At 63.2% G+C, this 21,872-nt stretch carries 21 protein-coding genes; 16 read left to right on the forward strand and 5 right to left on the reverse strand.

Features of this window, described 5'->3' with window-relative positions:
- Positions 1-93 precede the first annotated feature (93 nt).
- The 3 genes from AYK65_RS05100 (at position 94) to AYK65_RS33810 (ending at position 1,728) form a co-directional block, all read left to right on the forward strand.
- Positions 94-732: an SH3 domain-containing protein gene (locus tag AYK65_RS05100; protein WP_420810240.1), complete on the forward strand. Its 639-nt coding sequence runs from the start codon at positions 94-96 to the stop codon at positions 730-732.
- Between the two features lie 213 nt (positions 733-945).
- Complete coding sequence (locus tag AYK65_RS05110) at positions 946-1,230, forward strand: hypothetical protein (RefSeq protein ID WP_026612757.1); 285 nt, start codon at positions 946-948, stop codon at positions 1,228-1,230.
- 252 nt (positions 1,231-1,482) lie between these two features.
- Entirely contained in the window at positions 1,483-1,728 is a 246-nt protein-coding gene (locus tag AYK65_RS33810; RefSeq protein WP_139015618.1) for a hypothetical protein, read from the forward strand.
- Positions 1,729-1,829: 101 nt separating this feature from the next.
- Here AYK65_RS33810 and AYK65_RS05120 read toward each other — a convergent pair whose 3' ends face one another.
- The 3 genes from AYK65_RS05120 to AYK65_RS05130 all read right to left on the reverse strand — a co-directional run bounded on the left by AYK65_RS05120 (position 1,830) and on the right by AYK65_RS05130 (position 5,265).
- Complete coding sequence (locus tag AYK65_RS05120; RefSeq protein ID WP_026612756.1) at positions 1,830-2,375, reverse strand: DUF1254 domain-containing protein; 546 nt, start codon at positions 2,373-2,375, stop codon at positions 1,830-1,832.
- Positions 2,368-2,955 (reverse strand): DUF1214 domain-containing protein, encoded by a 588-nt coding sequence (locus AYK65_RS05125; protein WP_046118400.1) that lies wholly within the window; start codon positions 2,953-2,955, stop codon positions 2,368-2,370. The genes AYK65_RS05120 and AYK65_RS05125 overlap by 8 nt, the downstream gene beginning before the upstream one ends.
- 96 nt (positions 2,956-3,051) lie before the next feature.
- A complete protein-coding gene (locus tag AYK65_RS05130) occupies positions 3,052-5,265 on the reverse strand; it encodes a transglycosylase domain-containing protein (RefSeq protein WP_026612754.1) in 2,214 nt (737 codons plus the stop codon).
- 144 nt (positions 5,266-5,409) lie between these two features.
- On the opposite strand from AYK65_RS05130, the gene AYK65_RS05135 reads away from it, so the two are divergent.
- Positions 5,410-5,877: a YcgN family cysteine cluster protein gene (locus AYK65_RS05135; protein ID WP_026612753.1), complete on the forward strand. Its 468-nt coding sequence runs from the start codon at positions 5,410-5,412 to the stop codon at positions 5,875-5,877.
- A 22-nt stretch (positions 5,878-5,899) separates the two neighbouring features.
- Here the strand turns inward: AYK65_RS05135 and AYK65_RS05140 are convergent, their stop codons facing one another.
- Complete coding sequence (locus AYK65_RS05140; RefSeq protein WP_026612752.1) at positions 5,900-6,235, reverse strand: MmcQ/YjbR family DNA-binding protein; 336 nt, start codon at positions 6,233-6,235, stop codon at positions 5,900-5,902.
- Between the two features lie 219 nt (positions 6,236-6,454).
- A complete protein-coding gene (locus tag AYK65_RS32325) occupies positions 6,455-6,595 on the reverse strand; it encodes a hypothetical protein (protein ID WP_167549646.1) in 141 nt (46 codons plus the stop codon).
- A gap of 581 nt (positions 6,596-7,176) precedes the next feature.
- On the opposite strand from AYK65_RS32325, the gene feuN reads away from it, so the two are divergent.
- From feuN to AYK65_RS05200, 12 genes are all read left to right on the forward strand, one after another.
- On the forward strand, positions 7,177-7,428 hold the full coding sequence (gene feuN, locus AYK65_RS05145; RefSeq protein ID WP_026612751.1) for a two-component system FeuPQ modulator FeuN: 252 nt from the start codon (positions 7,177-7,179) through the stop codon (positions 7,426-7,428).
- A 42-nt stretch (positions 7,429-7,470) separates the two neighbouring features.
- The gene (feuP, locus tag AYK65_RS05150) at positions 7,471-8,142 is read left to right on the forward strand and encodes a two-component system response regulator FeuP (protein ID WP_026612750.1); all 672 of its coding nucleotides are present in this window, start codon (positions 7,471-7,473) and stop codon (positions 8,140-8,142) included.
- Positions 8,132-9,517: a two-component system sensor histidine kinase FeuQ gene (gene feuQ, locus AYK65_RS05155; protein ID WP_026618654.1), complete on the forward strand. Its 1,386-nt coding sequence runs from the start codon at positions 8,132-8,134 to the stop codon at positions 9,515-9,517. The genes feuP and feuQ overlap by 11 nt, the downstream gene beginning before the upstream one ends.
- A 200-nt stretch (positions 9,518-9,717) precedes the next feature.
- Entirely contained in the window at positions 9,718-10,185 is a 468-nt protein-coding gene (locus tag AYK65_RS05160; protein ID WP_234706681.1) for a hypothetical protein, read from the forward strand.
- Positions 10,186-10,458: 273 nt separating this feature from the next.
- Positions 10,459-11,604, forward strand: a complete 1,146-nt coding sequence (ccmI, locus tag AYK65_RS05165; RefSeq protein ID WP_026612747.1) for a c-type cytochrome biogenesis protein CcmI — start codon at positions 10,459-10,461, stop codon at positions 11,602-11,604.
- Positions 11,601-12,053, forward strand: coding sequence for a cytochrome c maturation protein CcmE (gene ccmE / locus AYK65_RS05170; protein ID WP_026612746.1), 453 nt, complete (start codon positions 11,601-11,603; stop codon positions 12,051-12,053). The genes ccmI and ccmE overlap by 4 nt, the downstream gene beginning before the upstream one ends.
- Positions 12,050-14,038, forward strand: coding sequence for a heme lyase CcmF/NrfE family subunit (locus tag AYK65_RS05175; RefSeq protein ID WP_046118398.1), 1,989 nt, complete (start codon positions 12,050-12,052; stop codon positions 14,036-14,038). The genes ccmE and AYK65_RS05175 overlap by 4 nt, the downstream gene beginning before the upstream one ends.
- Positions 14,035-14,490 (forward strand): cytochrome c-type biogenesis protein, encoded by a 456-nt coding sequence (locus tag AYK65_RS05180; protein ID WP_026612744.1) that lies wholly within the window; start codon positions 14,035-14,037, stop codon positions 14,488-14,490. The genes AYK65_RS05175 and AYK65_RS05180 overlap by 4 nt, the downstream gene beginning before the upstream one ends.
- A 372-nt stretch (positions 14,491-14,862) precedes the next feature.
- Entirely contained in the window at positions 14,863-16,422 is a 1,560-nt protein-coding gene (locus tag AYK65_RS05185) for a Do family serine endopeptidase (RefSeq protein WP_081157993.1), read from the forward strand.
- A gap of 298 nt (positions 16,423-16,720) precedes the next feature.
- Positions 16,721-17,422: a response regulator transcription factor gene (locus AYK65_RS05190; RefSeq protein ID WP_026612742.1), complete on the forward strand. Its 702-nt coding sequence runs from the start codon at positions 16,721-16,723 to the stop codon at positions 17,420-17,422.
- Entirely contained in the window at positions 17,419-18,816 is a 1,398-nt protein-coding gene (locus AYK65_RS05195) for a sensor histidine kinase (RefSeq protein WP_081157994.1), read from the forward strand. Before AYK65_RS05190 ends, AYK65_RS05195 begins: the two co-directional genes overlap by 4 nt.
- A gap of 32 nt (positions 18,817-18,848) precedes the next feature.
- Positions 18,849-21,806, forward strand: a complete 2,958-nt coding sequence (locus tag AYK65_RS05200) for a bifunctional [glutamine synthetase] adenylyltransferase/[glutamine synthetase]-adenylyl-L-tyrosine phosphorylase (protein WP_081157995.1) — start codon at positions 18,849-18,851, stop codon at positions 21,804-21,806.
- Positions 21,807-21,872 lie beyond the last annotated feature (66 nt).

The following is a 21,872-nucleotide window of genomic DNA, read 5'->3' on the forward strand; positions in this document are numbered from 1 at the left end:
CCAATTGATTTCGCTGACGGTGAAGGACGATTCGCCTTCGCCGAAGAAGAGGCCGGTGCGGCCGTCCCATGGGAGATTTGATCTGTGAAGAAAATGTCGTTGCAGCTGGCGGCGGTAGGCGCCCTCCTTGCGATGCCCGCGCTTGCCTCGGCTGCTGAAGGCTTCGCCACTGCCAACGTCAATATGCGATCGGGCCCAAGCACCCGCTACCCGGCCGTGACCGTCATCCCCGCGGGAGAAGCTGTGGAAATCCACGGCTGCCTCGCTGACCGCCCCTGGTGCGACGTATCCTTTTACGGCGGTCGCGGCTGGGTTGCAGGACGATACGTGCAGGCCGTCTATCGCAGCAACCGGGTCTATGTGGAACCGGAATATTATCGCCCGCTGGGTATCCCGACGGTCGCTTTCGAGTTCGATCGTTATTGGGATCGTTACTACCGCGGACGCGACTTCTATCGTGATCGCGACCGCTGGCGAGGCGACACCGATTGGGTCGAGGAGCGCCGTGAACGCGACTGGGAGCGCCGGCGCGAGGATCAGCGGAGAGAGTGGGAGAGCGCCCGCGAGCGAGAGCGGCGCGAGTGGGAGCGTCGCCGCGACGATGATCGGTGGCGGCGACGAGTCGACGAAGACGATCTCAGCGAATGGGACGAGCCGCGCGCCGAGCGCCGTTACGCTCCGAGAAATGACACGGAATGTGCCCTTGGCGACTTCCGGTGTGAAGACGACTAGAGCAGGAGGCGAAAACGCGGGCGGTTTTCCGCCAACGTTTCCGCCTTGACCATTCGGAAGAAAACAACTGACTTCTGCCCTGGTGCAACCCAGACGCATCGTGACTTGATGTGGTTGGCGCGCCGCTCCTTTTCCTCGACGATTGCGTCGTTCTCACCGGAACCAAATCCGATTTCGATGCGTTTGAAACCGCGCAACGGAGGGAGCGAAAACATGGTAGAAAAGAAATTGGCGACGGTTGACGTCGAAGCGGAGACCGAAAAACGGCCACCACCGACCCAAGCCGAACTGGAGATGCAGATTGCCGATCTCAGAGCCGAGATCAGCCGACTGACGGAAACGGTCACGGCCATCGGCACCGGTGCCAAGGCGGTCGTGCAGGGGGAGGCGGAACTGATGACCGAGCGCGTGCGAGAGCGCGTTCGCGAAGATCCGATCTCGACACTGCTGACGGTCGCCGGAGTGTCTTTCCTCTTCGGGTTGCTTGCGAGACGCTAGAGCGGATCGATCCGACCAAAATCACCATGATACGGGAGTGAACCGCACGAGACGCGCTCTTGCGCAACGTGGATTTGCAGGAGGTTAATGTGCCGCGGCCCGGATTAAGAAAGGGTTAACCAGGCTGTGGCTCAATCGGGGCGAGCGGGCTATTATCGGCTTCGCATCTCGTGACCGAAACGAACGACATCCGGGAAACCGGAAGAAGGAGTGAGTGAGAAAGGCGCGTCTGTCCGGACGGTGGCCCGGGAAATGCGTCAGCCCGCAAGCGGGCAGGGTGAAATCTGTACGGTAGTTCATCCGTCTCATGGAATTATGGAGACGAGCATGGCAGACGTAATCAGAATGCAGGACCGCAAGCCCAAACGACCGCGAAGGCGCCCCGTCACGACGGGCGGCGCTAAAGTGTTGTTCTTCACCGGTATTCGTTACGAACGCCTCGATGGCCGCGGGCCACAGCCCACCGCTCCGACGGATAGGCAGGTCAAGAAGCAGTAACCGCTGCACGGCCGGAGGTTGGCCCGCCGGGCTGTACCGGCGTTACCGCCGGACGCGCCATTCCGCCGGCGTGGTCCCAACACCTCCCTCCTTCCCCGCCATCATCTCTGAAAAGGCTCGCATCGCGAATCGGCGAGAAAGTTGCGGACCTGTGCGTCGAAGCTGTCGAGGGGCGCCAGTGCGCGAAGAACCGCATAGCCTTCCTCGTCCTTCATTTCGATCATGATTGATTGTGCCAGCGCCTCCGGCGGCGATTTGCGCAGCTCGACGAGCTGGATCGGCGTGGCGACAACGAGATCGAGATTGCCGTTCACGGCCGTCTGGTCGTTCATGCTGAAGACTTCGTTCGAGCCGCTGTCGAAGATCGAAAGCGACCAGAACGGTACGGCGCCGCGGGCAACGAGTCGGACTGGCGCTTCCCCCAGCGAGAAGCTGCAGGCGGCGGTGCGCAGAAAGGGATCCTTGTTGTCGAGCCCCGTCGGGCCCGGTTCCGTCGTCAAGAGGAAGAAGCTGTCCATTTCCAGCAGGCCGAGCACCCGTGTATAGGCGTCCCGACCCGTAAACTGCGGCAGTGCGAGCACGATGATGATGTGCAGAAGCGCGGCGCCGGCCAGGCCGACGAGAATGGCGAATAGGACGCTACGCATCTCCGCACCCGGTCTTGACGATCTTCGGCATGGCAAGGTCGATCAGTCCGGAAGAGCCGGCGGTCGGCGTGTCGAGCAGCGTTAGTACGAGCTGGAAGTTGCCCATGTGACGGATGGCGAGCCAGTTGCCGGGCTGGGCGGCAGGGGAGGCGTGAATGACGAAGCGACTGTCTGCGCCACGAAGCACCGTCCAGGAATTGATCGCCGATGGCACCTCCGGGCCCGGCCGCAGCGTGGCCCCATCGGAGGTCGTCGCGTAAAGGGTCCAGAAGCGTGCCGGCGGCGTGATGCCGGAGATATCGTAGGAACAGGCGGCCGAGAGGCGCGCGCCACTGTCGTCCGTTGCGGCCGTGAACATCAGCCCCTCGGCGCCGCCGTAAAGCAATTCGCCGGCGCGGGCGCGGTGCGCTTTGGCATAGGGGTCGGCCGTGACGGTCTGCGCCTCGGGGAAGGCGACCCACGGACCGATCGCGATCGACCCGAAGCCGACGGTCGCTTTCAGAGCCCATAGGGCCGAAGCAATGCCGCCGGCGAACGCGACTATGAGGGCAAGGGCGACGAGGAGGGGAACTCGGAACAAGAGGCGGCTCTATCGAATGAGGTGTCGTTTACCCTGCTGGCGCTCGGGCGGCGTCACTTGGTTCGGGGCTCAGAGAACGGATTTCCGGCTGTGAAGTCAATTGTTTGTCGTGTTTGTCCTGGAGCGAGCCGCCGTATCCTCGTCCGGCGCTTCGAGCACGGCCACCTTGCCGCCGGTCTTTTCGCGCGCCTTCAGCGGCGGGACGTTCTCGAACGTGTCTTCGATCTTTTTCAACAGCCGAGTGACCTCGGCGGACAGCGATCGCGGACGCACGAGCGGCGGCAGGGCGTTCTCGTCCGGCTTGGCCGCGACTGCCGGCTGCTCTTTCGATTTCTCGGGAGGCGGGATTTCGATGCCGGGAATCGGACGGTGTTCGATGCCTTGCTCGGCATAGTCCATCAGCCGCTTGAAGGTCATGGCAGGCAGGGAGCCGCCGGTCATCTCGTCGGTGGAGGTGTAGTCGTCGTTGCCGAACCAGACAGCCGTCGTGTAGTCGCCCGTGAAGCCGACGAACCAAGCGTCGCGATAGGCTTGTGTCGTCCCCGTCTTGCCGCCCGTGATGAGGCCATTGTCGAGGGCTGCGCGCCGCGCGGTGCCGATAACGGGGATCTGCGTCAGGATGCGGTTCATCGAGGCGACGGCCTGCTCGCTCAACACCCGCTGTGCCGGCGGCGCGTCGCGAGCAAAGTCGTAGAGGATGTCGCCGTCGTAGTTGAGAATCTGGCTCATGCCGTGGCGTCGCGACTGGAAACCGCCCGCGGGGAAGACCGCGTAGGCCGTCGCCTGATCGAGCACAGTGACTTCCGAAGTGCCGAGCGGCATGGTCTTGTCCGTGCGGATTGGCGTCTCGACACCCATCCGTTTAGCCGTTTGCGCGATGACGTCGGTGCCGAGCTTGTCCTTGGCGAGGCGGACGGGAATCGTGTTGATCGATCTCGCGAGCGCGTTCATGAGCGTCACCCGGCCCGAATAGCTGCGGCCATAGTTCTGCGGCGACCAGCCGCGCCAGGTGATCGGCGCGTCGACGACGACCGTCTCGGGTGTCATGCCTTTTTCCATTGCGGCAGCGTAGGTATAGACCTTGAAGGACGAGCCCGGCTGGCGGAGCGCGCGGGTGGCGCGGTTGAACTGGCTCTCGCCATAGTCGCGGCCGCCGACCATGGCGCGCACGGCGCCGCCGTTCTCGATCATGACGAGCGCGCCCTGCTTCACCTTGTAGCTTTCGCCATATTGCCTGAGGCCCGACTCGACCGCTTCTTCGGCCGCCTGCTGCAGTCCCATGTCGATCGTCGTGCGTACGATCAGCGAATGCTGGGCGAAGGGGGCAGCAATGCGCTGGACCTCTTCGAAGGCCCAGTCGAGGAAGAAGTCCGGCGCCTTCACCTGGGCGCGGTCAATGACGGTCGCCGGGTTGAGGCGGGCGGCGATCACCTGGCCCTCGGTCATCAGCCCGCCCTGGACCATGTTGGTCAGCACTTCGTTGGCCCGGGCGCGCGCCGCCGGCAGGTTGACGTGCGGGGCATAGCGCGCCGGGGCCTTGAAGAGACCGGCCAGCATGGCGGACTCGGCAAGATTGATATCCGTGATCGCCTTGCCGAAGTAGAACTGCGCGGCTGCCGCCGCCCCGAAGGTGCCACCGCCCATATAGGCGCGGTCGAGGTAGAGGCGGAGGATTTCCTTCTTGGAGAGATTGGATTCGAGCCAGACGGCGAGGAAGGCTTCCTTGATCTTGCGCTCGATCGTCCGCTCGTTGGTGAGGAACAAGTTCTTCGCAAGCTGCTGCGTCAGCGTCGAGCCGCCTTGGACCACATTGCCGGCACGGGCGTTCTCGGTCATCGCGCGCGCGAGGCCGAGAAAGTCTATACCCCAGTGGTCGAAGAACCGCCGATCCTCGGTCGCAAGAACCGCCTTGATGAGATGATCCGGCAGTTCGTCGATCGGGACCGAATCCTCGTGGATGATGCCGCGGTGGCCGATCTCGTTGCCGTAGCGGTCGAGGAAGGTGACGGCGAAGTCGCTCTGTGCGCGCCAGTTGCCCTTGGTCTCCTCGAAGGCCGGCAAGGCCAAGGCGAGCATCAGCACCGAGCCGGCGGTGCCCCAGGTCATGCCCTCGCCGAGTACTTCGAAAAGCGCCCTCTTCCAGCCGCGCACGCGAAAGCGGCGGAAGAAGATGGTCGTATCCTCCCACCATTCGGCAAGCCGGAACCCGGCGTTCCACACCGTCGAATCGATCCATGAATCGATCCGAAGAAAGATGTGTCGCCTCTTCGGCCGGTTGTCCTCTTTCTTCGGTTCCTGCACGGCTTTCACGTCCCAGAAGGTTCCTTGCACCACCACAATATTTGCACGGCGCGAAAATCCAATCTACTTGCATATCGCGCTATCGGCCTTAAAAAACCGGCAATTTTCTGCGAAATTTCCATGTTGGCGTGGAACTGACGAAAGTGTGACGTAATGGGCGAAATGCCTTTCTGGAAGACGAAGAGTCTCGAAGAGATGACGACGGCCGAGTGGGAGAGTATCTGCGACGGCTGCGGCCTCTGTTGTCTCAACAAACTCGAGGATTGGGATAGCGGCGAGATCGCCTGGACCTCGATCCGCTGCACGCTGCTGGACGGCAAAAGCTGTCGCTGCAAGGACTATGACAATCGCCGGGCGACGGTGCCGGATTGCATTCAACTGACGCCGGAGGTGGTGCACGAGATCACTTGGCTGCCGCCGACCTGTGGCTACCGCCTCCTTGCCGAGGGCAGGGACCTCTATTGGTGGCATCCGCTCGTCTCCGGCGACCCGGAGACCGTGCATGCGGCGGGCATATCCGTGCGCGGACGCACCGTCGCCGAAGACGGCATCGATATCGAAGACTATGAGGACTATCTGGTGACTTGGCCGCTGGAGGTTGGCAGGGAGCCGGCGGAGTAACGTTCGCGGGCGGGGACGTCCGTCAATGACGGCCGTTCTTCTTGACGAGGCTCTTGGGGGCGACGTTGCGCCAGGCGGTTTCCATGGACTGACGAACCAGTTCCTCATCAACGCCGACGAAATAGAGAGAGGTCCAGCCGCGTGCGCCCCAGCCGCCGGGAACGGCGGCACAGGCGCCAGGCTCCATCTCGAGAAGCATGCGCTGCTGGTCGGGCGTGAACTTGAACACCGCCCGGCCGGCCTCGGGTAGGGTCATGAAGATGCGGTTGCCCACACGGAAGTCCCGCGTTCCGAAATGGGCATTCTCCTGAGTCCCGGGGAGGCTCAGCGCCAGCTTTTCGATCTCTTCGCTTAGCATCGGAAGAGAGTAGCACGGAATTGCCGATTGGCAAAAAGCCTTGCGGCCGCCGCGGTGGCGCGGCCCGCAAGGCTTGCGTCCTACAGCGCCGCGCGTCCTGTCAGAGACGCAGGTCGTCATAGTACTTTGAATTGCTGCACGTCTTATCCTTAAATCGGCAGGATTTAAGGAAAGATGCAGTGGGGATGAGCGCCCTGACGGGTGCTCGTGAATGGAGAGTTATTCTGCAGGCGGAACGGGCTTTTGGGCAGCTTCGCCAGCCGTGCGCATTTCGCGCCACTCGTTCTCGAAACGATCGAGCAGCGACTGCGGAACCCTGGATTGCGGCGATACGGGCGGCTTGTTCGCGAGTGTCTGCATCCGGTCCTCCTAAGCAAGACGTTGAACGCGCAGGACCTTTTCACATCACAAAGGCTTTGTAAATCAGTGGTTTAAATCATTTAAACGATTGAAGAATATTTTAATCGATTAATTTTCTGCCATCCACAGCGTACATCGGAGCAGTCGGGGCCTCATGTCCGGAACGTCTTTCCAACCTCGATCGCAGAGCAAGTATCTTCGCTTGCGGCCAGAACCGCATTCGTCACTCAAGCGCCCGATTCGATTTTCTGAAGCAGCGGATTCGAGCTTTGAAAACGCGCGGCTAAGCGACTCGAAGGATTCGCGAAATTCGCAGGTTGCTGAAACTGGGACATTGTCCTTTTAAGGTCGAACGAGCCGCCGACTCGGCCTCGAGCTTGCTGCAGCGGGGGCGAATCCGTCGTCCAGTCATGTGAAGCTTCCTCCTTCACACCGCCTGCAATCTCTGGTCGCTTTCGCCGAAATGGAGGACAATCGATTCACCGCGGCCCACGCGGTTGTGCGGGCCGACATTCATTTGCCATTCAGCCTGTATCGGTTAATGATTTTGCCATAGTGCTTCCCAAGTCGAAAGTGCGTTCATGTCTTCACCATTGACCATAGCCGCGCTCGCCGCAGGCCTCGCGGGCTTCTCTCCGCCCGCCCTCAACGTGCCTCCGGTTGTCATCCGTGCGGCTGGTGACTGCAGCGCTGCCGCCGCCCAGGTCGTGGCGGAAACGGGCGGCGAGTTGCTTTCCGCCCGGCCGACGGGCGATGGTCAGTGCGTTATAACCGTGCTAATCCCGGGGAATGGCGGCCGGCCGAAAAAGGTGACGGTGAAGGTGCCGATGTAGGCCGCTCAATGTGGCCCATCAGCGAAGGGACGTAAACGAGAGATGCGCATTCTCATAGTCGAGGACGACGCCAATCTGAACAGGCAATTGGCCGAGGCGTTGAAGGAAGCCGGTTACGTCGTCGATCAGGCCTTCGACGGCGAGGAAGGTCATTACCTCGGCGACGCGGAGCCTTACGACGCGGTGGTGCTCGATATCGGTCTTCCCGAAATGGACGGGATTACCGTGCTCGAGAAGTGGCGTGCCGACGGCAAGACCATGCCGGTCCTGATCCTGACGGCACGCGACCGCTGGAGCGACAAGGTGGCAGGCATCGACGCCGGTGCCGATGACTATGTGGCCAAGCCCTTCCATGTCGAGGAGGTGCTGGCCCGTATCCGGGCGCTGATCCGTCGCGCGGCGGGGCATGCAAGCTCGGAGATCGTCTGCGGACCGGTGCGGCTCGATACCAAGGGCTCCAAGGCTACCGTCGGTGGCGTAGCGCTGAAGCTCACCTCGCACGAATTCCGCCTGCTCTCCTATCTGATGCACCACATGGGGCAGGTGGTTTCGCGCACGGAACTGGTTGAACACATGTATGATCAGGACTTCGATCGCGATTCCAACACGATCGAGGTTTTCATCGGCCGGCTCCGCAAGAAAATCGGCAACGACCTAATCGAAACGGTGCGCGGCCTCGGATATCGGATGCAAGCACCCGGCAATGGCCATTAGATCCCTCACGGCACGCGTTCTGGCGGTTTCGACCGTTTGGGCCGTCGTTGCCCTCGTCGTGATAGGGGTGGTCATCTCGGCCCTTTACCGGCAAGGGTCGGAACGCGGCTTCCAGGATTTGCTGCGAGCGCAGCTCTATAACGTCATCAACTCGATCTCGGTCGACGAAAAGGGAGCCCTGTCGGGCAGTCCCCAACTCGGGGACCTGCGTTTTTCCCAGCCGCAGACCGGCTGGTACTGGATCGTCGAGCCCATCGGCGAATTCGATACGCCTCCGCTGATATCGACCTCGCTCGGTACCTCGAAACTGCCGATAACCAGCGTCGAGGAGGTGCCGTTCGATATCCGCTATGAGCGCTTCTACACCACCAAGGACCCGTTCGGGAACGAGGTCGAGGTAGCCGAAACCGAGGTCGTCCTCGACATCCAGGGCCATGCCGCCCGCTTCCGTGTCGCCGGCAATCGCGACGTGCTGGAGGCGGACATCGATCGCTTCACCCGCAATCTGACGATCGCGCTTTCGATCTTCGGCCTCGGCGGGCTCGGCGTGAACGCACTGACCATTCTGTTCGGCCTGAAGCCGCTCGATCAGGTGCGCCGGTCGCTCGAAAAGATCCGCGCCGGCGAGAGCGAGCGGCTGGACGGGGCGTTTCCGCGCGAGATACAGCCGCTTGCCAACGAGGTGAATGCGCTGATCGACAGCAATCGTCGCATCGTCGAACGCGCGCGCATGCAGGTCGGCAATCTCGCCCATTCCCTGAAGACGCCGATCGCGGTGCTGCTCAACGAGGCACGCGTCCTCGAAGTGCCGCATGGCGAACTGATCAGGGCGCAGGCGGACGCCATGCAGACGCAGGTGCAGTCCTATCTCAGCCGTGCCAGGATTGCGGCGCAGCGAGGATCGGTGCTGGCGAGGACCGAGGCTCAGCCGGCGCTCGAAAGGATCGTCCGGGTGATGCGGCGGCTCAATCCGGAAAAGCAGTTCAGCCTGTCGGTCGAGCCGCCGGGGCTGGTGCTCGCGATGGAGCAGCAGGATGTCGAAGAGACGGTCGGCAACCTGCTCGAAAATGCCGCGCGCTACGCGCATGATCAGGTGTGGCTCAATGTCGAGCCGGCTCCGGAAGGCGCCCGCGGCAAGGAGCCTGGCCGCCAATGGATCGTGCTCCAGATCGACGACGACGGGCCCGGGCTCGAGCCCGACCAGATTGCGCTGGCGATGAAGCGTGGCAAGCGGCTCGACGAGAGCAAGCCCGGCACCGGGCTCGGGCTCTCGATCGTAAGTGAGATCGTCGGGGAATATCAGGGCACGGTGGAACTTAGCCGGCGCGACGAGGGCGGGCTGCGGGCCAAGCTGGTTCTGCCGGCTGCTGTCTGACACGGAGGCGGCAAAACCCGCAAAGTGGGATCATCGTGATCCGGCGGTCACACCCGGAGCCGAAAATGCCGCCGCCGGTTAGCGGCGGTTGCCTCGACGGGCGGAGGGTGCAAAAAGGAAATCGAGAGGCGTTGCGAGCTGACGGGGTATCCCGAAGGCGCTTGCGGCACCGGCCAATAAGGATTGAGTAGTCGCGTATCATGAGGAATTACGCAGAGATGGCGCGGGCCTTCGCATCAGGCGGAAGGGTCGCGGTGGTGGCTTCGACCGTGGTGCTTGCCGGCTGCGGCACAACCTCAACCGGCCAGCGCGGCGTGGCGATCGCCGGTCTTGGTGCGAGCTCGACGCGCGGCGTGTCGTCGGCAGCCTATATCGAGGCGTTGCAGGGCGGCATCATTGCGCGCCTCGGGGGTGTTGATCTCAGCAAATCGGATCGGCAACGGGCTCTCGAGGCGGAGTATCGCGCGCTCGAGGCGGCGCCGGGCGGCCAGCCGGTCGCTTGGGAAGGGCGCAATCTCAGCGGCTCCGTTGTGGCGGCCGCCCCCTATCAGGTCGGGTCGCAGAACTGCCGTCAATACAGCCATACTGTGACAGTGAAGGGCCAGACGACAACCGCGCGCGGCACGGCCTGCCGCAACAGCGATGGAAGCTGGACGCCGCTGACATGAACCGCCTACAGCGCGGCGCGTCTTATCAGGCGCGCAAAAGTCGCTGTAGCACTTTGAATCGCTGCATGTTTCCTTAAATTGTATCCGATTTAAGGAAATATGCAGTAGCCGGCGGCGGTCATCGGTGACGGACGGTGCAACGCCTTGAAAGCAGGCTGATTTCGCCTCGATCCGGCGACAATGCCGGCGGGGTCTTGCGGCGAAACGCCTCAAATATGCGTCATTGCCTGTTTTCGAGTTGGAATGACCTGGACCTCATAGTATTCCCGATCCATGTTGTTCTGGATCCTCGTCGCCATCCTTACGGCGGCTGTCGCAGCCGTGCTCATCCTGCCGCTCATGCGCGCAGCAGCGCCGCTCCCGTCTCGCCATAGCCACGACATCGAAGTCTATCGCGATCAGCTTGACGAGCTGAACCGGGACCGCGAGGCCGGGCTGATCGGCAGCGAGGAGGCGGAGCTCGCCAGGGCCGAGATCGCCCGCCGGCTGCTTTCCGCCAGTGCCGCCGATACGACCGCCGCCGAGGAACCGCCGAAGCGGCTTCTTTCGAGCCGGCTCGCACAGGCCTTCATCCTCCTCTGTCTTCCCGCCGTCGGGCTCCTCCTCTATCTGACGACAGGCAGTCCCGGCGTGCCGGCCCAGCCCCTGGCGGCAAGGCTTGCCAATCCCGGCGACGACATCAGTATCCTGATCGCAAAGGCTGAAAACCACCTCGCTCTCAATCCGGACGATGGCGCCGGATGGGATCTCCTGGCGCCGATCTATATGCGCAATGGCCGGGTCGCCGATGCCGTCGCCGCCTATGACCGCGCGATACGCCTGTTGGGGCCGACCGCGCCGAGATTGGGCGGTTACGCCGAGGCCCTGGTGGTGCAGTCCGGCGGTCTGGTGACGGCGGAGGCCCAGAGCGCGCTGCAAAAGGCGCTGGCACTCGACGCCAACGACCCGCGTTCGGAGTTCTACCTGGCGCTCGGCCTGAGGCAGGAGGGCAAAAACGCGGAAGCGCTCGCGGCATTCCGCAAGCTCGCCGGCAGCTCGCCTGCCGATGCGCCGTGGCTGCCGCTGGTGAATCAGCATATCGCCGAACTCGGCGCCGCTGAGCCGAATACCGCTGCCGCCCCGCCGGCAAATCCGACATCAGAGGATATCGCCGCCGCCGAGGAGTTGGACTCGGGCGATCGCCAGGCGATGATCCGCGGCATGGTCGACGGTCTGGCGAGCAGGCTGAAGGAAGACCCCGACAACTTCGAAGGCTGGATGCGCCTCATCCGCTCCTATGTTGTGCTCGATCAACGAGACAAGGCGAGAGATGCCCTACGGGAGGGTTTGAACGCCTTTCCGGCAAGTGGCGAGCAGGGCAAGCAATTGCTGGCGTTGGGCCGTGAGCTCGGAATCGACGCGAGCGGAGAAGTAAAATGACGCGTAAGCAGAAGCGGTTGACGATCATCGGCGGCGGCGTCGCATTTCTGATGGCGGCCGTGTTGCTGGTGATGTTCGCCTTCAGCCAGGCCGTTGCCTATTTCTACGTTCCGGGCGACCTGGCGAAGGCCGGTGTCGCGCCCGGAACGCGCATCCGCCTCGGCGGCCTGGTCGAAGCCGGTTCCGTCAAGCGGGGCGAGGGGAAGACCGTCACCTTCAGCGTGACGGATACTCTGGCGACAGTGCCTGTGACCTATACCGGCATCCTGCCCGATCTGTTCCGCGAGGGCCAAGGCGTGGTCGCTGAGGGGGCGTTCGTTGCCGGCAGCCCGGTTTTCGTTGCGGACACGGTCCTCGCGAAGCATGACGAGACCTATATGCCCAAGGACGTCGCGGACCGTTTGGAGGCGCAGGGCGTCACGCTTGGCGGGAAGGAAAACATCCGATGATCATCGAACTCGGACACTATGCACTGGTGCTGGCGCTCGCGACCGCGCTCATCCAGGCATGGCTTCCGATCCTGGGGGCAAGGCGCGGCGATCGCGCCCTGATGGAGCTGGGGACAAGCGCGGCGCTTGCCTCGTTCCTGCTCGTCGCCTTCTCCTTCGCCGTGCTCGCTTTCGCCTACGTCACCTCCGACTTTTCGGTCAAGAATGTCTGGGAGAACTCGCATTCCCTTAAGCCGCTGATTTACAAGATCACCGGCGTGTGGGGGAACCATGAGGGGTCGATGCTCCTCTGGCTGCTGATCCTCGTCTTCTTTTCCGCCCTTGTTGCGCTTTTCGGCCGGAGCCTGCCCGAGACCTTGAAAGCCACCGTGCTTGCGGTGCAAGCCTGGATCGCGGCCGCCTTCGCCCTCTTCGTCCTGCTGACCTCCAACCCCTTTGCGCGGCTGATGCCGGCGCCGGGCGAGGGCAAGGACTTGAACCCTGTCCTCCAGGACATCGGCCTCGCCATCCATCCGCCCTTGCTCTATCTCGGCTATGTCGGCTTCTCCGTCTGTTTCTCCTTTGCTGTTGCCGCGCTGATCGAGGGCCGGATCGACGCCGCCTGGGCAAGATGGGTGAGACCGTGGACACTTGCTGCCTGGATATTCCTGACCGCAGGCATCGCCATGGGCTCCTATTGGGCCTATTACGAGCTCGGCTGGGGCGGCTGGTGGTTCTGGGATCCGGTCGAGAACGCCTCGTTCATGCCCTGGCTTGCCGGCACGGCACTTCTGCATTCGGCGCTGGTGATGGAAAAGCGTGAGGCGCTGAAGATCTGGACCGTGCTGCTCGCGCTCATGACGTTCTCGCTGTCGCTGCTCGGCACGTTCCTGGTGCGCTCGGGCGTGCTGACGTCGGTACATGCCTTCGCCACCGATCCGACCCGCGGCATCTTCATTCTGGCGATTCTCGTCCTGTTCATCGGCGGGGCGTTTTCGCTCTTTGCCATCCGTGCCTCGCATCTGAAGGCGGGCGGCATATTCGCGCCGATCTCGCGCGAGGGCGCGCTCGTCTTGAACAACCTGATCCTGACGACGGCGACAGCGACCGTGCTCACCGGCACGCTCTATCCGCTGGTGCTCGAGGCCCTCACCGGCGACAAGATCTCCGTCGGCGCGCCGTTCTTCAACATGACTTTCGGCCTGCTCATGCTGCCGCTCCTCGCCGCCGTTCCCTTCGGTCCGTTGCTCGCCTGGAAGCGCGGCGATCTGGCCGGGGCGTCGCAGCGGCTGTTTGCGGCCGCCGCCCTCGGTCTGCTGGTCGCAGGAAGCTGTTACTATGCCGCGAACGGCGGCCCCGTTTTGGCTCCGTTCGGCATTGGGCTCGGTGTCTATCTGATCTTCGGGGCGGTAACCGACCTCGTCCTTCGCTCCGGCCTCGGCAAGGTAGCGTTCGGCGTCGCCTGGAAGCGGCTTTCAGGTCTGCCGCGTTCGGCTTTCGGCACAGCGCTTGCCCATATCGGCGTCGGCATCACGCTCATCGGCATCGTGACAGTAACAGCCTTCGAGACGGAGACGGTCATTGAAATGAAGCCCGGGGCGACCGTCGATGCGGGCCGCTATAGTCTGCGCTTCGACGGCATGCGCCAGGGGCGTGGGCCGAACTACACCGAGGAAACGGGCCATTTCACCGTCAGCCGCGGCGGCGTCACCGTGACCGAAATCTCGTCCTCGAAGCGGCTCTACCCGGCGCGTCGGATGCCGACGACGGAGGCCGGAATCCGGACCTTCGGCCTCAGCCAGCTCTATGTCTCTCTGGGTGACGCAACGAACGGCGGCGGCATCGTCGTACGCATCTGGTGGAAGCCTTTGATCCTCTGCATCTGGGGCGGCGCGCTCGTGATGATGGCCGGCGGCATCGTTTCCCTGAGCGATCGCCGCTTGCGCGTGGGAGCGCCATCGCGCGCCAGGAAATCGGCACGGTTTGCCGTGGGAGCGGCCGAATGATCCGGGTGGTTCTCGCAGTTTTCCTCTGCATTGCCTCGGCCATGCCCGCCTTCGCGGTCAATCCGGACGAGGTGCTCGCCGATCCGGCGCTCGAGGCGCGGGCCCGGGCGATCTCCGCTGAGCTTCGCTGCATGGTCTGTCAGAACCAGTCGATCGACGATTCTAATGCCGACCTCGCCAGAGATCTACGGGTACTGGTGCGCGAGCGGCTGATGAATGGCGACACAGACGAGGCCGTGATCGCCTACGTCGTTTCACGCTACGGCGAATTCGTTCTCCTGAAGCCCCGTTTTGAAATCAAGACGATGGTTCTCTGGGGTATGCCGGTCATCCTACTGATAATCGGCGCCGCCACGCTCATAATCGCCGCGCGGCGCCGCGGTGCACCACTGGCTGGCGCACCGCTTTCCGACGAGGAAAAGGAAAAGCTGGACAAGCTACTGCGGTCGTAGGCCACGTCGGAAACGGGACACGCAGTGGGCGCCGGGCGACGGCAAAGCGCGCGTGCCGCGGTTTTGCCGAACATTACGAAAAATTCATCCACCAGACAGAACTCAGTAATGTCCGCTTCGTTACACCTAGCGTCATCGGCTGTTCCTCTGCAGCTCCACGCGTCCTTTCGGATGCACAACGGTAGCTGTAGCACTTGGAATTGCTGCATGCTTCCGTCCTCAAATCGGCTCTCGCCAATTTGAGGGAACATGCAGTGGTCAGCCAGGCGAGCAGTTCCGGCGGCCAGCCGCGGGAAGCTGGCTCGTGGGAAAGGTTTCGAAGCCGCTTGCCATCCGGCGGCCAGCTTCAAGAACGAGAGAAGGCAAAAACGAATGTCTACGAATAGAACTCTGCGTCCCTCCCTGAAAACGGTCCTGAAGACCTCGACGGTCGCAGGGCTTGCGGCCGTCCTGCTGACGACCGGTCTACCGGCTCAGATCACGCAATCCTTTGCCGAGGCCGTCAACGTGCAGGCTCCGGCCGTTCCGAGCTTCGCGAATGTGGTCGATGCGGTCTCTCCGGCCGTCGTCTCCGTCCGGGTCCAGTCGCGCGAGCGGGCGACCGATGAAAGCAATTTCACTTTCGACTTCGGCGGCCGTGGTTTTGAAGACTTGCCCGACGACCACCCGCTGAAGCGCTTCTTCCGCGAATTCGGCGGCCCCGGCCCGGGTGACGGCGACCGCGCCGAACGCTGGCGTGATCGCCGTGGTCCGCAAGGAGAAGGGCGCCTGCGTCCGCGGGCCCAGGGATCCGGCTTCTTCATCACCGAGGACGGATACATCGTGACCAATAATCACGTCGTCTCCGATGGCTCGGCCTTCACAGTCATTCTGAATGACGGAACGGAACTCGATGCCAAGCTCGTCGGTAAGGACAACCGGACCGACCTTGCCGTGCTAAAGGTCGATTCAAACCGGAAGTTCACCTATGTCACCTTTGCGGACGATAGCAAGGTTCGCGTAGGCGACTGGGTGGTCGCCGTCGGCAACCCCTTCGGTCTCGGCGGTACGGTCACTGCCGGCATCGTCTCGGCGCGCGGCCGCGATATCGGCTCCGGCCCCTATGACGATTACCTGCAGGTGGATGCGGCGGTGAACCGTGGCAATTCCGGCGGCCCGACGTTCAATCTTTCCGGCGAGGTCGTCGGCATCAACACGGCGATTTTCTCGCCGTCGGGCGGCAATGTCGGCATTGCCTTCGCCATCTCGTCCTCCGTTGCAAAGGACGTCGTCGATGACCTCATCAAGGACGGCAAGGTCTCGCGCGGCTGGTTGGGCGTGCAGATCCAGCCGGTAACCAAGGACATCGCCGAGTCCCTCGGTCTTTCGGAAGCGAGCGGCGCGCTCGTGGTCGAGCCGCAGGCAGGTTCGCCTGGCGAGAAGGCCGGCATCAAGAAGGGCGACATCGTGACGGCGCTCAACGGCGAGCCGGTGAAGGATCCGCGCGATCTCGCCCGCCGTGTCGCGGCCCTTCGTCCCGGCTCTTCCGCCGAAATCACGCTGTGGCGCGGCGGCAAGTCGGAGACCGTCAAGTTCGAGATCGGCACGCTGCCGAGCGAGACCAGCGACGCTGCGCCGGCCACCCCTGACGAACAGCCCGAGCAGGGCCAGGCGGGTGAAGAGGCTTTGGCTGATCTCGGCCTTGCGGTGACCCCGGCCGAGGACGGCACCGGCGTCATGATTGCCTCCGTCGATCCGGACTCGGATGCTGCCGATCGCGGCCTGAAGGAAGGCGAGAAGATCGTCTCCGTCAACAATCAGGAAGTGAAGTCGGCTGACGACATCCTCAAGGTGATCAACAATGCCAAGAAGGACGGGCGCAGCAAGGCGCTCTTCCAGATCGAGGCATCGGAAGGCAGCCGCTTCGTCGCTCTGCCGATCGGTCAGGGCTGAGGCCGCGGCGCGATCGGGATTGGGAGCGGGCGGGGATAGGCTGACACGCGATCCTCGCCCGCGTTCCGGTCTGAATTCGAGGACGCCGCGACATCGTTTCGATATCGCGGCGTTTCTATTTCTGCCGAACTCTGCGTTCGGATTTTTGGTTACGACGATTTTCGGCCGGAGCGACCGAAAATCATAAGCGTAAACGCTCGAGAGTTAGGGCGGATGGGACCGGAAACCGCTTAAACTTCCTTCGTCCCGCGCCCAATGCGAACCCGAAACCGGTTGAGACGAACAGAGGTCCGGGACTATGGTCACGCGTATGAAAATACTGATTGTTGAAGACGACCTCGAGGCTGCCGCCTATCTCGCCAAGGCCTTCCGCGAGGCGGGTATCGTTTCCGACCACGCGAGCGACGGCGAGAGCGGTTTGTTCATGGCAAGCGAGAACACCTATGACGTGCTCGTGGTGGATCGGATGCTGCCGCGCCGCGACGGCCTGTCGCTGATCACCGAGTTGCGCCGCCGGGGCGTTCATACGCCGGTGCTCATCCTCTCCGCGCTCGGCCAGGTGGACGATCGCGTCACCGGTCTTCGCGCCGGCGGCGACGACTACCTGCCGAAGCCTTACGCGTTCAGCGAACTCCTGGCGCGCGTCGAGGTGCTCGGCCGGCGAAAGGGTGCGCCCGAGCAGGACATGGTCTACCGCGTCGGCGACCTTGAGCTCGACCGCCTGTCCCACTCCGTGCGGCGGCAGGGCAAGGAAATCCCCTTGCAGCCGCGCGAATTCCGGCTGCTCGAATATCTCATGAAGAATGCCGGGCAGGTGGTGACGAGGACCATGCTGCTCGAAAATGTCTGGGACTATCACTTCGACCCGCAGACCAACGTGATCGACGTGCATGTGTCGCGCTTGCGATCGAAGATCGAGAAGGACTTTGACCCACCGCTTCTGAGAACGGTCCGCGGCGCCGGTTACATGATCAAGGATGACCGGACATCCGACACATGAGCAAGTTCAGCGTTCTGTTCAGGACGACCGCGGTCCGGCTCTCCGCGCTGTATCTGGTGCTCTTCTCTCTATGCGCCGCCTTCCTCGTTTTCTACGTGACGGGCATGTCCGAGCGGCTGTTGCAGCAGCAGACGCGCGAAGCGATCGCCGCCGAGTCGGCGCAGGTCGAGGGCGTCTATGAGCGCGCGGGCGTGAGCGGACTGCTTCGCTCTCTGGAGCGGCGCGCGCGCCAACCGGGCGCCAATCTCTACGTCATTGCCGGGCCGAGCGGCGAAATCCTCGCCGGCAACGTGGCAGGCCTGGAGCCTGGGCTGCTGGACGATGAAGGCTGGACGTCCGAGCCGTTCCGTTACCGTCGCTTCACCGATGAGGGCGGCGCCGAGAGGCACGTGGCGCTTGCTCAGGTTCTGGTGCTCGACAATGGTCTGCGGATTCTCGTTGGCCGCGACCTGCAGGAACCTGAGAAGTTTCGCGCTCTCGTCCGCCAGGCGCTGATGGTGGCGCTCGGCATCATGGGCCTCGGCGCGCTGGTGATCTGGTTTGGCATCGGCCGCAATGCCTTGAAGCGCATCGACCGCATGTCGGAGGCGAGTACGAAGATCATGGCCGGAGATCTCTCGCAGCGCTTGCCGATGAGTGGCTCGGGCGACGAGTTCGACCGGCTTTCGGAATCGCTGAACGCCATGCTGGGCAGGATCGAGAAGCTGAATGAAGGCCTGAAGCAGGTGTCCGACAACATAGCGCACGACCTCAAAACTCCGCTGACGCGACTGCGCAACAAGGCCGAGGCGGCGCTCGCCAGCACGGACGGAGGAAACCAGAGCGGCGCGCTCGAGGAGATCATCGCGGAATCCGACCAGTTGATCCGCACCTTCAACGCGCTCTTGATGATCTCGCGCGTGGAGGCCGGCTCAGCCCCCGCCGAAATGAGCGATGTCGATCTGTCGCAGATCGTCGCGGATTGCGTCGAGCTTTACGAACCGGTTGCCGAGGACAATGCGCTTCGGCTCGAGTCGGATGTCGCGCCCGGCGTGGTGATCTCCGGAAATCGCGAACTGATCGGCCAAGCCCTCGGCAATCTTATCGACAATGCGATCAAATATGCGGAGGGCGCCGCAAATCCGTCGATCCGCGTCGAGATGAAGAAGAGCGACCGCCACGTCATGCTGGCTGTTGCCGATCACGGTCCCGGCATACCCGAGGACATGCGCGGCGAAGTGGTCAAACGCTTCGTCCGTCTGGATGAAAGCCGGTCGAAACCGGGCACCGGCCTCGGCCTCTCGCTTGTCGAGGCGGTGATGGAAATGCACCGCGGCTCGATGGAACTTTCGGCAACTGAAGGGGACGAGCGCGGATTGACGGTGCGCATGGTTTTCCCGGCGGCGGCGACCTGATAAACCGGTTGCGGAGTTGAAAGGGAGTATTCATGCCGGAAGCGATCGAGCGGCGCTTGTCCGATATCGGTACGGTCCCGATCCGGGCCGCAAGCCAGGCGGACGCCAAGGCTGCGCTTTCCATCCTCAAGGATGCATCCAGGGGCCACGAACGTATCGCGGATCTCATCGCCTCCGACGCGCCACTCAAGAATTTCCTTGTCGCCGCCTTCGCCCTCTCGCCGTTCCTGCGCGAAACCGTCGGCAGCCGTCCTGCAATCCTGGAGGCGCTGCTCGGGGAGTCCCTGCCCGACTTCCTGAACCGGCGGATCGAGACAGCGCGCGCCGCCTGGCGGGCGGAGCCCTCGGGAGCCGCACTGCCTGACGCCGAGATCATGTCGCGGCTGAGGCGCACCAAGCGTGAGCTTGCCTTCGCCGTAGCGCTCGCAGACTTGGCGCGGCTTTTCGACGGGCGGGAGACGACGCGATGGCTCAGCGACTTTGCCGAGGCGGCCGTGTCGGCCGCGATCGATCACCTGCTCATCGGCGCACATGAGAGCGGCAAATTCGCGCTGAAGGACCCGGCCGCGCCGAGCGCTGGCTCCGGCGTCGTCGTGCTCGGCATGGGCAAACTCGGCGCGGGAGAACTCAACTATTCCTCGGACATCGACCTCGTCGTCTTCTACGACCCGCAGTCCGGCATCGTCATCGACCGCGACCAAGCGTCGGAAACCTTCGCCCGGTTGCTGCGGCGGCTGATCCGCATTCTGCAAGAACGCACCGGCGACGGTTACGTCTTCCGCACGGACCTGCGCCTGCGGCCCGATCCGGGCTCGACGCCGCTTGCCATCCCCGTCGAGGCCGCGATGCTCTATTACGAGGGCAGGGGACAGAATTGGGAACGCGCCGCCTTCATCAAGGCGAGGCCGATTGCGGGTGATCTGGAAGCCGGCGAACGCTTCCTCAAGGACCTGACGCCCTTCGTCTTCCGCAAATACCTCGATTATGCGGCGATCGCCGACATTCACTCGATCAAGCGGCAGATCCACGCCCACAAAGGTCACCGCGAAATTGCCGTGAAGGGGCACAATATCAAGCTTGGCCGCGGCGGCATCCGGGAGATCGAATTCTTCGTCCAGACGCAGCAACTGATCGCCGGCGGCCGTATGCCCGCCCTCCGGCGTCGCGAAACCGAGGCGATGCTGGGCCTCCTTGCCGACACCGGCTGGATCGACCGGCCGACGGCTGACGAACTTATCGGCGCCTACTGGTTTCTGCGGGATGTCGAGCATCGCATTCAGATGGTGCACGACGAGCAGACCCACGTCTTGCCGGAGACCGAGGGGGAACTCAAACGGATCGCCTACATGCTTGGCTTCGAGGACAGTGCCTCGTTCTCAAAAGAACTGTCACGCGTGTTGCGGACGGTCGAGCGGCGTTACGCGCAGCTTTTCGAGCAGGAGGCGAAGCTCTCGGCCGAGACCGGAAACCTGGTCTTCACCGGGCAGCAGGACGATCCGGACACGCTCGAGACGCTCAACAAGCTCGGCTTCCAGCGGCCGTCGGACATCGCCCGGACCATTCGCACCTGGCACTACGGGCGCTATCGGGCGACGCAGTCCGTAGAGGCGCGCGAGCGCTTGACCGAGCTGACACCGGAACTCCTGCGCGTGTTTGGCGAAAGCCGGCGCGCCGATGAGGCGCTTCTGCGCTTCGATCACTTCATCTCCGGCCTGCCGGCGGGCATTCAGCTCTTCTCGCTCCTCGGCAACAATCCCGGTCTCCTGTCGCTGATCGTCAACATCATGTCGTCGGCTCCACGGCTGGCGGAGATCATCGCCGCCAAACCGCATGTCTTCGACGGCATGCTCGATCCCGGCCTGCTTGCGGAACTGCCGACCCGGGATTACCTGGCGCCGCGAATTGCGAATTTCGTAGCGGGCGCCCGGCATTATGAGGAGGTGCTGGATCGCCTGCGCATCATCGCCGCCGAGCAGCGTTTCCTGATCGGCATCCGGCTCTTGACGGGCGCCATCACCGGCCTGCAGGCGGGGAGGGCCTTCACCGACCTTGCCGATTTGATCATTGCCGCAGCGCTCGATGCGGTTCTGGAAGAGGTCCGCTCCGCGCACGGCCGTTTTCCTGGCGGGCGTGTCGCGGTGGTCGGCATGGGCAAACTCGGCAGCCACGAACTGACCGCCGGCTCCGACGTCGACCTCATCCTGCTTTACGACTACGACGACGAGGCTTCCCAGTCCGATGGCGCCAAGCCGCTCGATCCGGTGCGTTACTTTACCCGCGTAACGCAGCGCCTGATCGCCGCGCTTTCTGCGCCGACCGCAGAGGGGATCCTCTATGACGTCGACATGCGACTGAGGCCGTCCGGCAACAAAGGCCCCGTCGCAACGCGCGTCACCGCCTTCGCCAAGTACCAGCGCAATGAAGCCTGGACCTGGGAGCATCTGGCGCTGACGCGGGCACGATGCATCGGCGGCGACCAAAGTCTGATCGGCGAGGCGGAGACGATTTTCGCCGAGGTTCTCTCCGAAAGGCGGGACGTCGCGAAGATCCGCAAGGATGTCGAGGAGATGCGGGCTCTGATCGACAAAGAGAAGCCGCCGAACGGCATCTGGGATTTCAAGCTTATCCCCGGCGGGCTCGTCGATATCGAGTTCATCGCCCAATTTCTGGCCCTCGTCGCGCCGACGAAGGGCGTGGCGCCTCCTCCCGCCGGGACGCACACTCTGGAGTCGCTGAAGACGCTTGGCGCCGCGATAATGAATGCCAACGACCTCGATACGGCGATCGAGGCCTTGACACTCTTCACCGAGGTATCGCAGATCGTCAGGCTTTGCATCGACGGCGATTTCAATCCGGACGAGGCTCCCGCCGGGCTTGTCGATCTCGTCTGCCAAGCCGGGGATTACCCGGACCTGACGCATCTCGAAGCCGACATTCGTCGTCTTTCGAAGGCGGTGCGCCGGATATTTCACTCCGCCATCGCGGCGTGAGCCATCCTACTGCATGTTTCCTTAAATCGTAGCCGATTTAAGGACAAAAAGATGCAGCGATTCAAA

This window comes from Ensifer aridi (genome assembly GCF_002078505.1).
Lineage (GTDB): Bacteria > Pseudomonadota > Alphaproteobacteria > Rhizobiales > Rhizobiaceae > Sinorhizobium > Sinorhizobium aridi.

Coding starts and splice junctions, on each gene's coding strand:
- AYK65_RS05100 (WP_420810240.1), top strand. CDS start 94: ATGTCGTTGCAGCTGGCGGCGGTAGGCGCCCTCCTTGCGATGCCCGCG.
- AYK65_RS05110 (WP_026612757.1), top strand. CDS start 946: ATGGTAGAAAAGAAATTGGCGACGGTTGACGTCGAAGCGGAGACCGAA.
- AYK65_RS33810 (WP_139015618.1), top strand. CDS start 1,483: ATGCGTCAGCCCGCAAGCGGGCAGGGTGAAATCTGTACGGTAGTTCAT.
- AYK65_RS05120 (WP_026612756.1), bottom strand. CDS start 2,375: ATGCGTAGCGTCCTATTCGCCATTCTCGTCGGCCTGGCCGGCGCCGCG.
- AYK65_RS05135 (WP_026612753.1), top strand. CDS start 5,410: ATGGGCGAAATGCCTTTCTGGAAGACGAAGAGTCTCGAAGAGATGACG.
- AYK65_RS05140 (WP_026612752.1), bottom strand. CDS start 6,235: ATGCTAAGCGAAGAGATCGAAAAGCTGGCGCTGAGCCTCCCCGGGACT.
- AYK65_RS32325 (WP_167549646.1), bottom strand. CDS start 6,595: ATGCAGACACTCGCGAACAAGCCGCCCGTATCGCCGCAATCCAGGGTT.
- feuN (WP_026612751.1), top strand. CDS start 7,177: ATGTCTTCACCATTGACCATAGCCGCGCTCGCCGCAGGCCTCGCGGGC.
- feuP (WP_026612750.1), top strand. CDS start 7,471: ATGCGCATTCTCATAGTCGAGGACGACGCCAATCTGAACAGGCAATTG.
- feuQ (WP_026618654.1), top strand. CDS start 8,132: ATGGCCATTAGATCCCTCACGGCACGCGTTCTGGCGGTTTCGACCGTT.
- AYK65_RS05160 (WP_234706681.1), top strand. CDS start 9,718: ATGAGGAATTACGCAGAGATGGCGCGGGCCTTCGCATCAGGCGGAAGG.
- ccmI (WP_026612747.1), top strand. CDS start 10,459: ATGTTGTTCTGGATCCTCGTCGCCATCCTTACGGCGGCTGTCGCAGCC.
- ccmE (WP_026612746.1), top strand. CDS start 11,601: ATGACGCGTAAGCAGAAGCGGTTGACGATCATCGGCGGCGGCGTCGCA.
- AYK65_RS05175 (WP_046118398.1), top strand. CDS start 12,050: ATGATCATCGAACTCGGACACTATGCACTGGTGCTGGCGCTCGCGACC.
- AYK65_RS05180 (WP_026612744.1), top strand. CDS start 14,035: ATGATCCGGGTGGTTCTCGCAGTTTTCCTCTGCATTGCCTCGGCCATG.
- AYK65_RS05185 (WP_081157993.1), top strand. CDS start 14,863: ATGTCTACGAATAGAACTCTGCGTCCCTCCCTGAAAACGGTCCTGAAG.
- AYK65_RS05190 (WP_026612742.1), top strand. CDS start 16,721: ATGGTCACGCGTATGAAAATACTGATTGTTGAAGACGACCTCGAGGCT.
- AYK65_RS05195 (WP_081157994.1), top strand. CDS start 17,419: ATGAGCAAGTTCAGCGTTCTGTTCAGGACGACCGCGGTCCGGCTCTCC.
- AYK65_RS05200 (WP_081157995.1), top strand. CDS start 18,849: ATGCCGGAAGCGATCGAGCGGCGCTTGTCCGATATCGGTACGGTCCCG.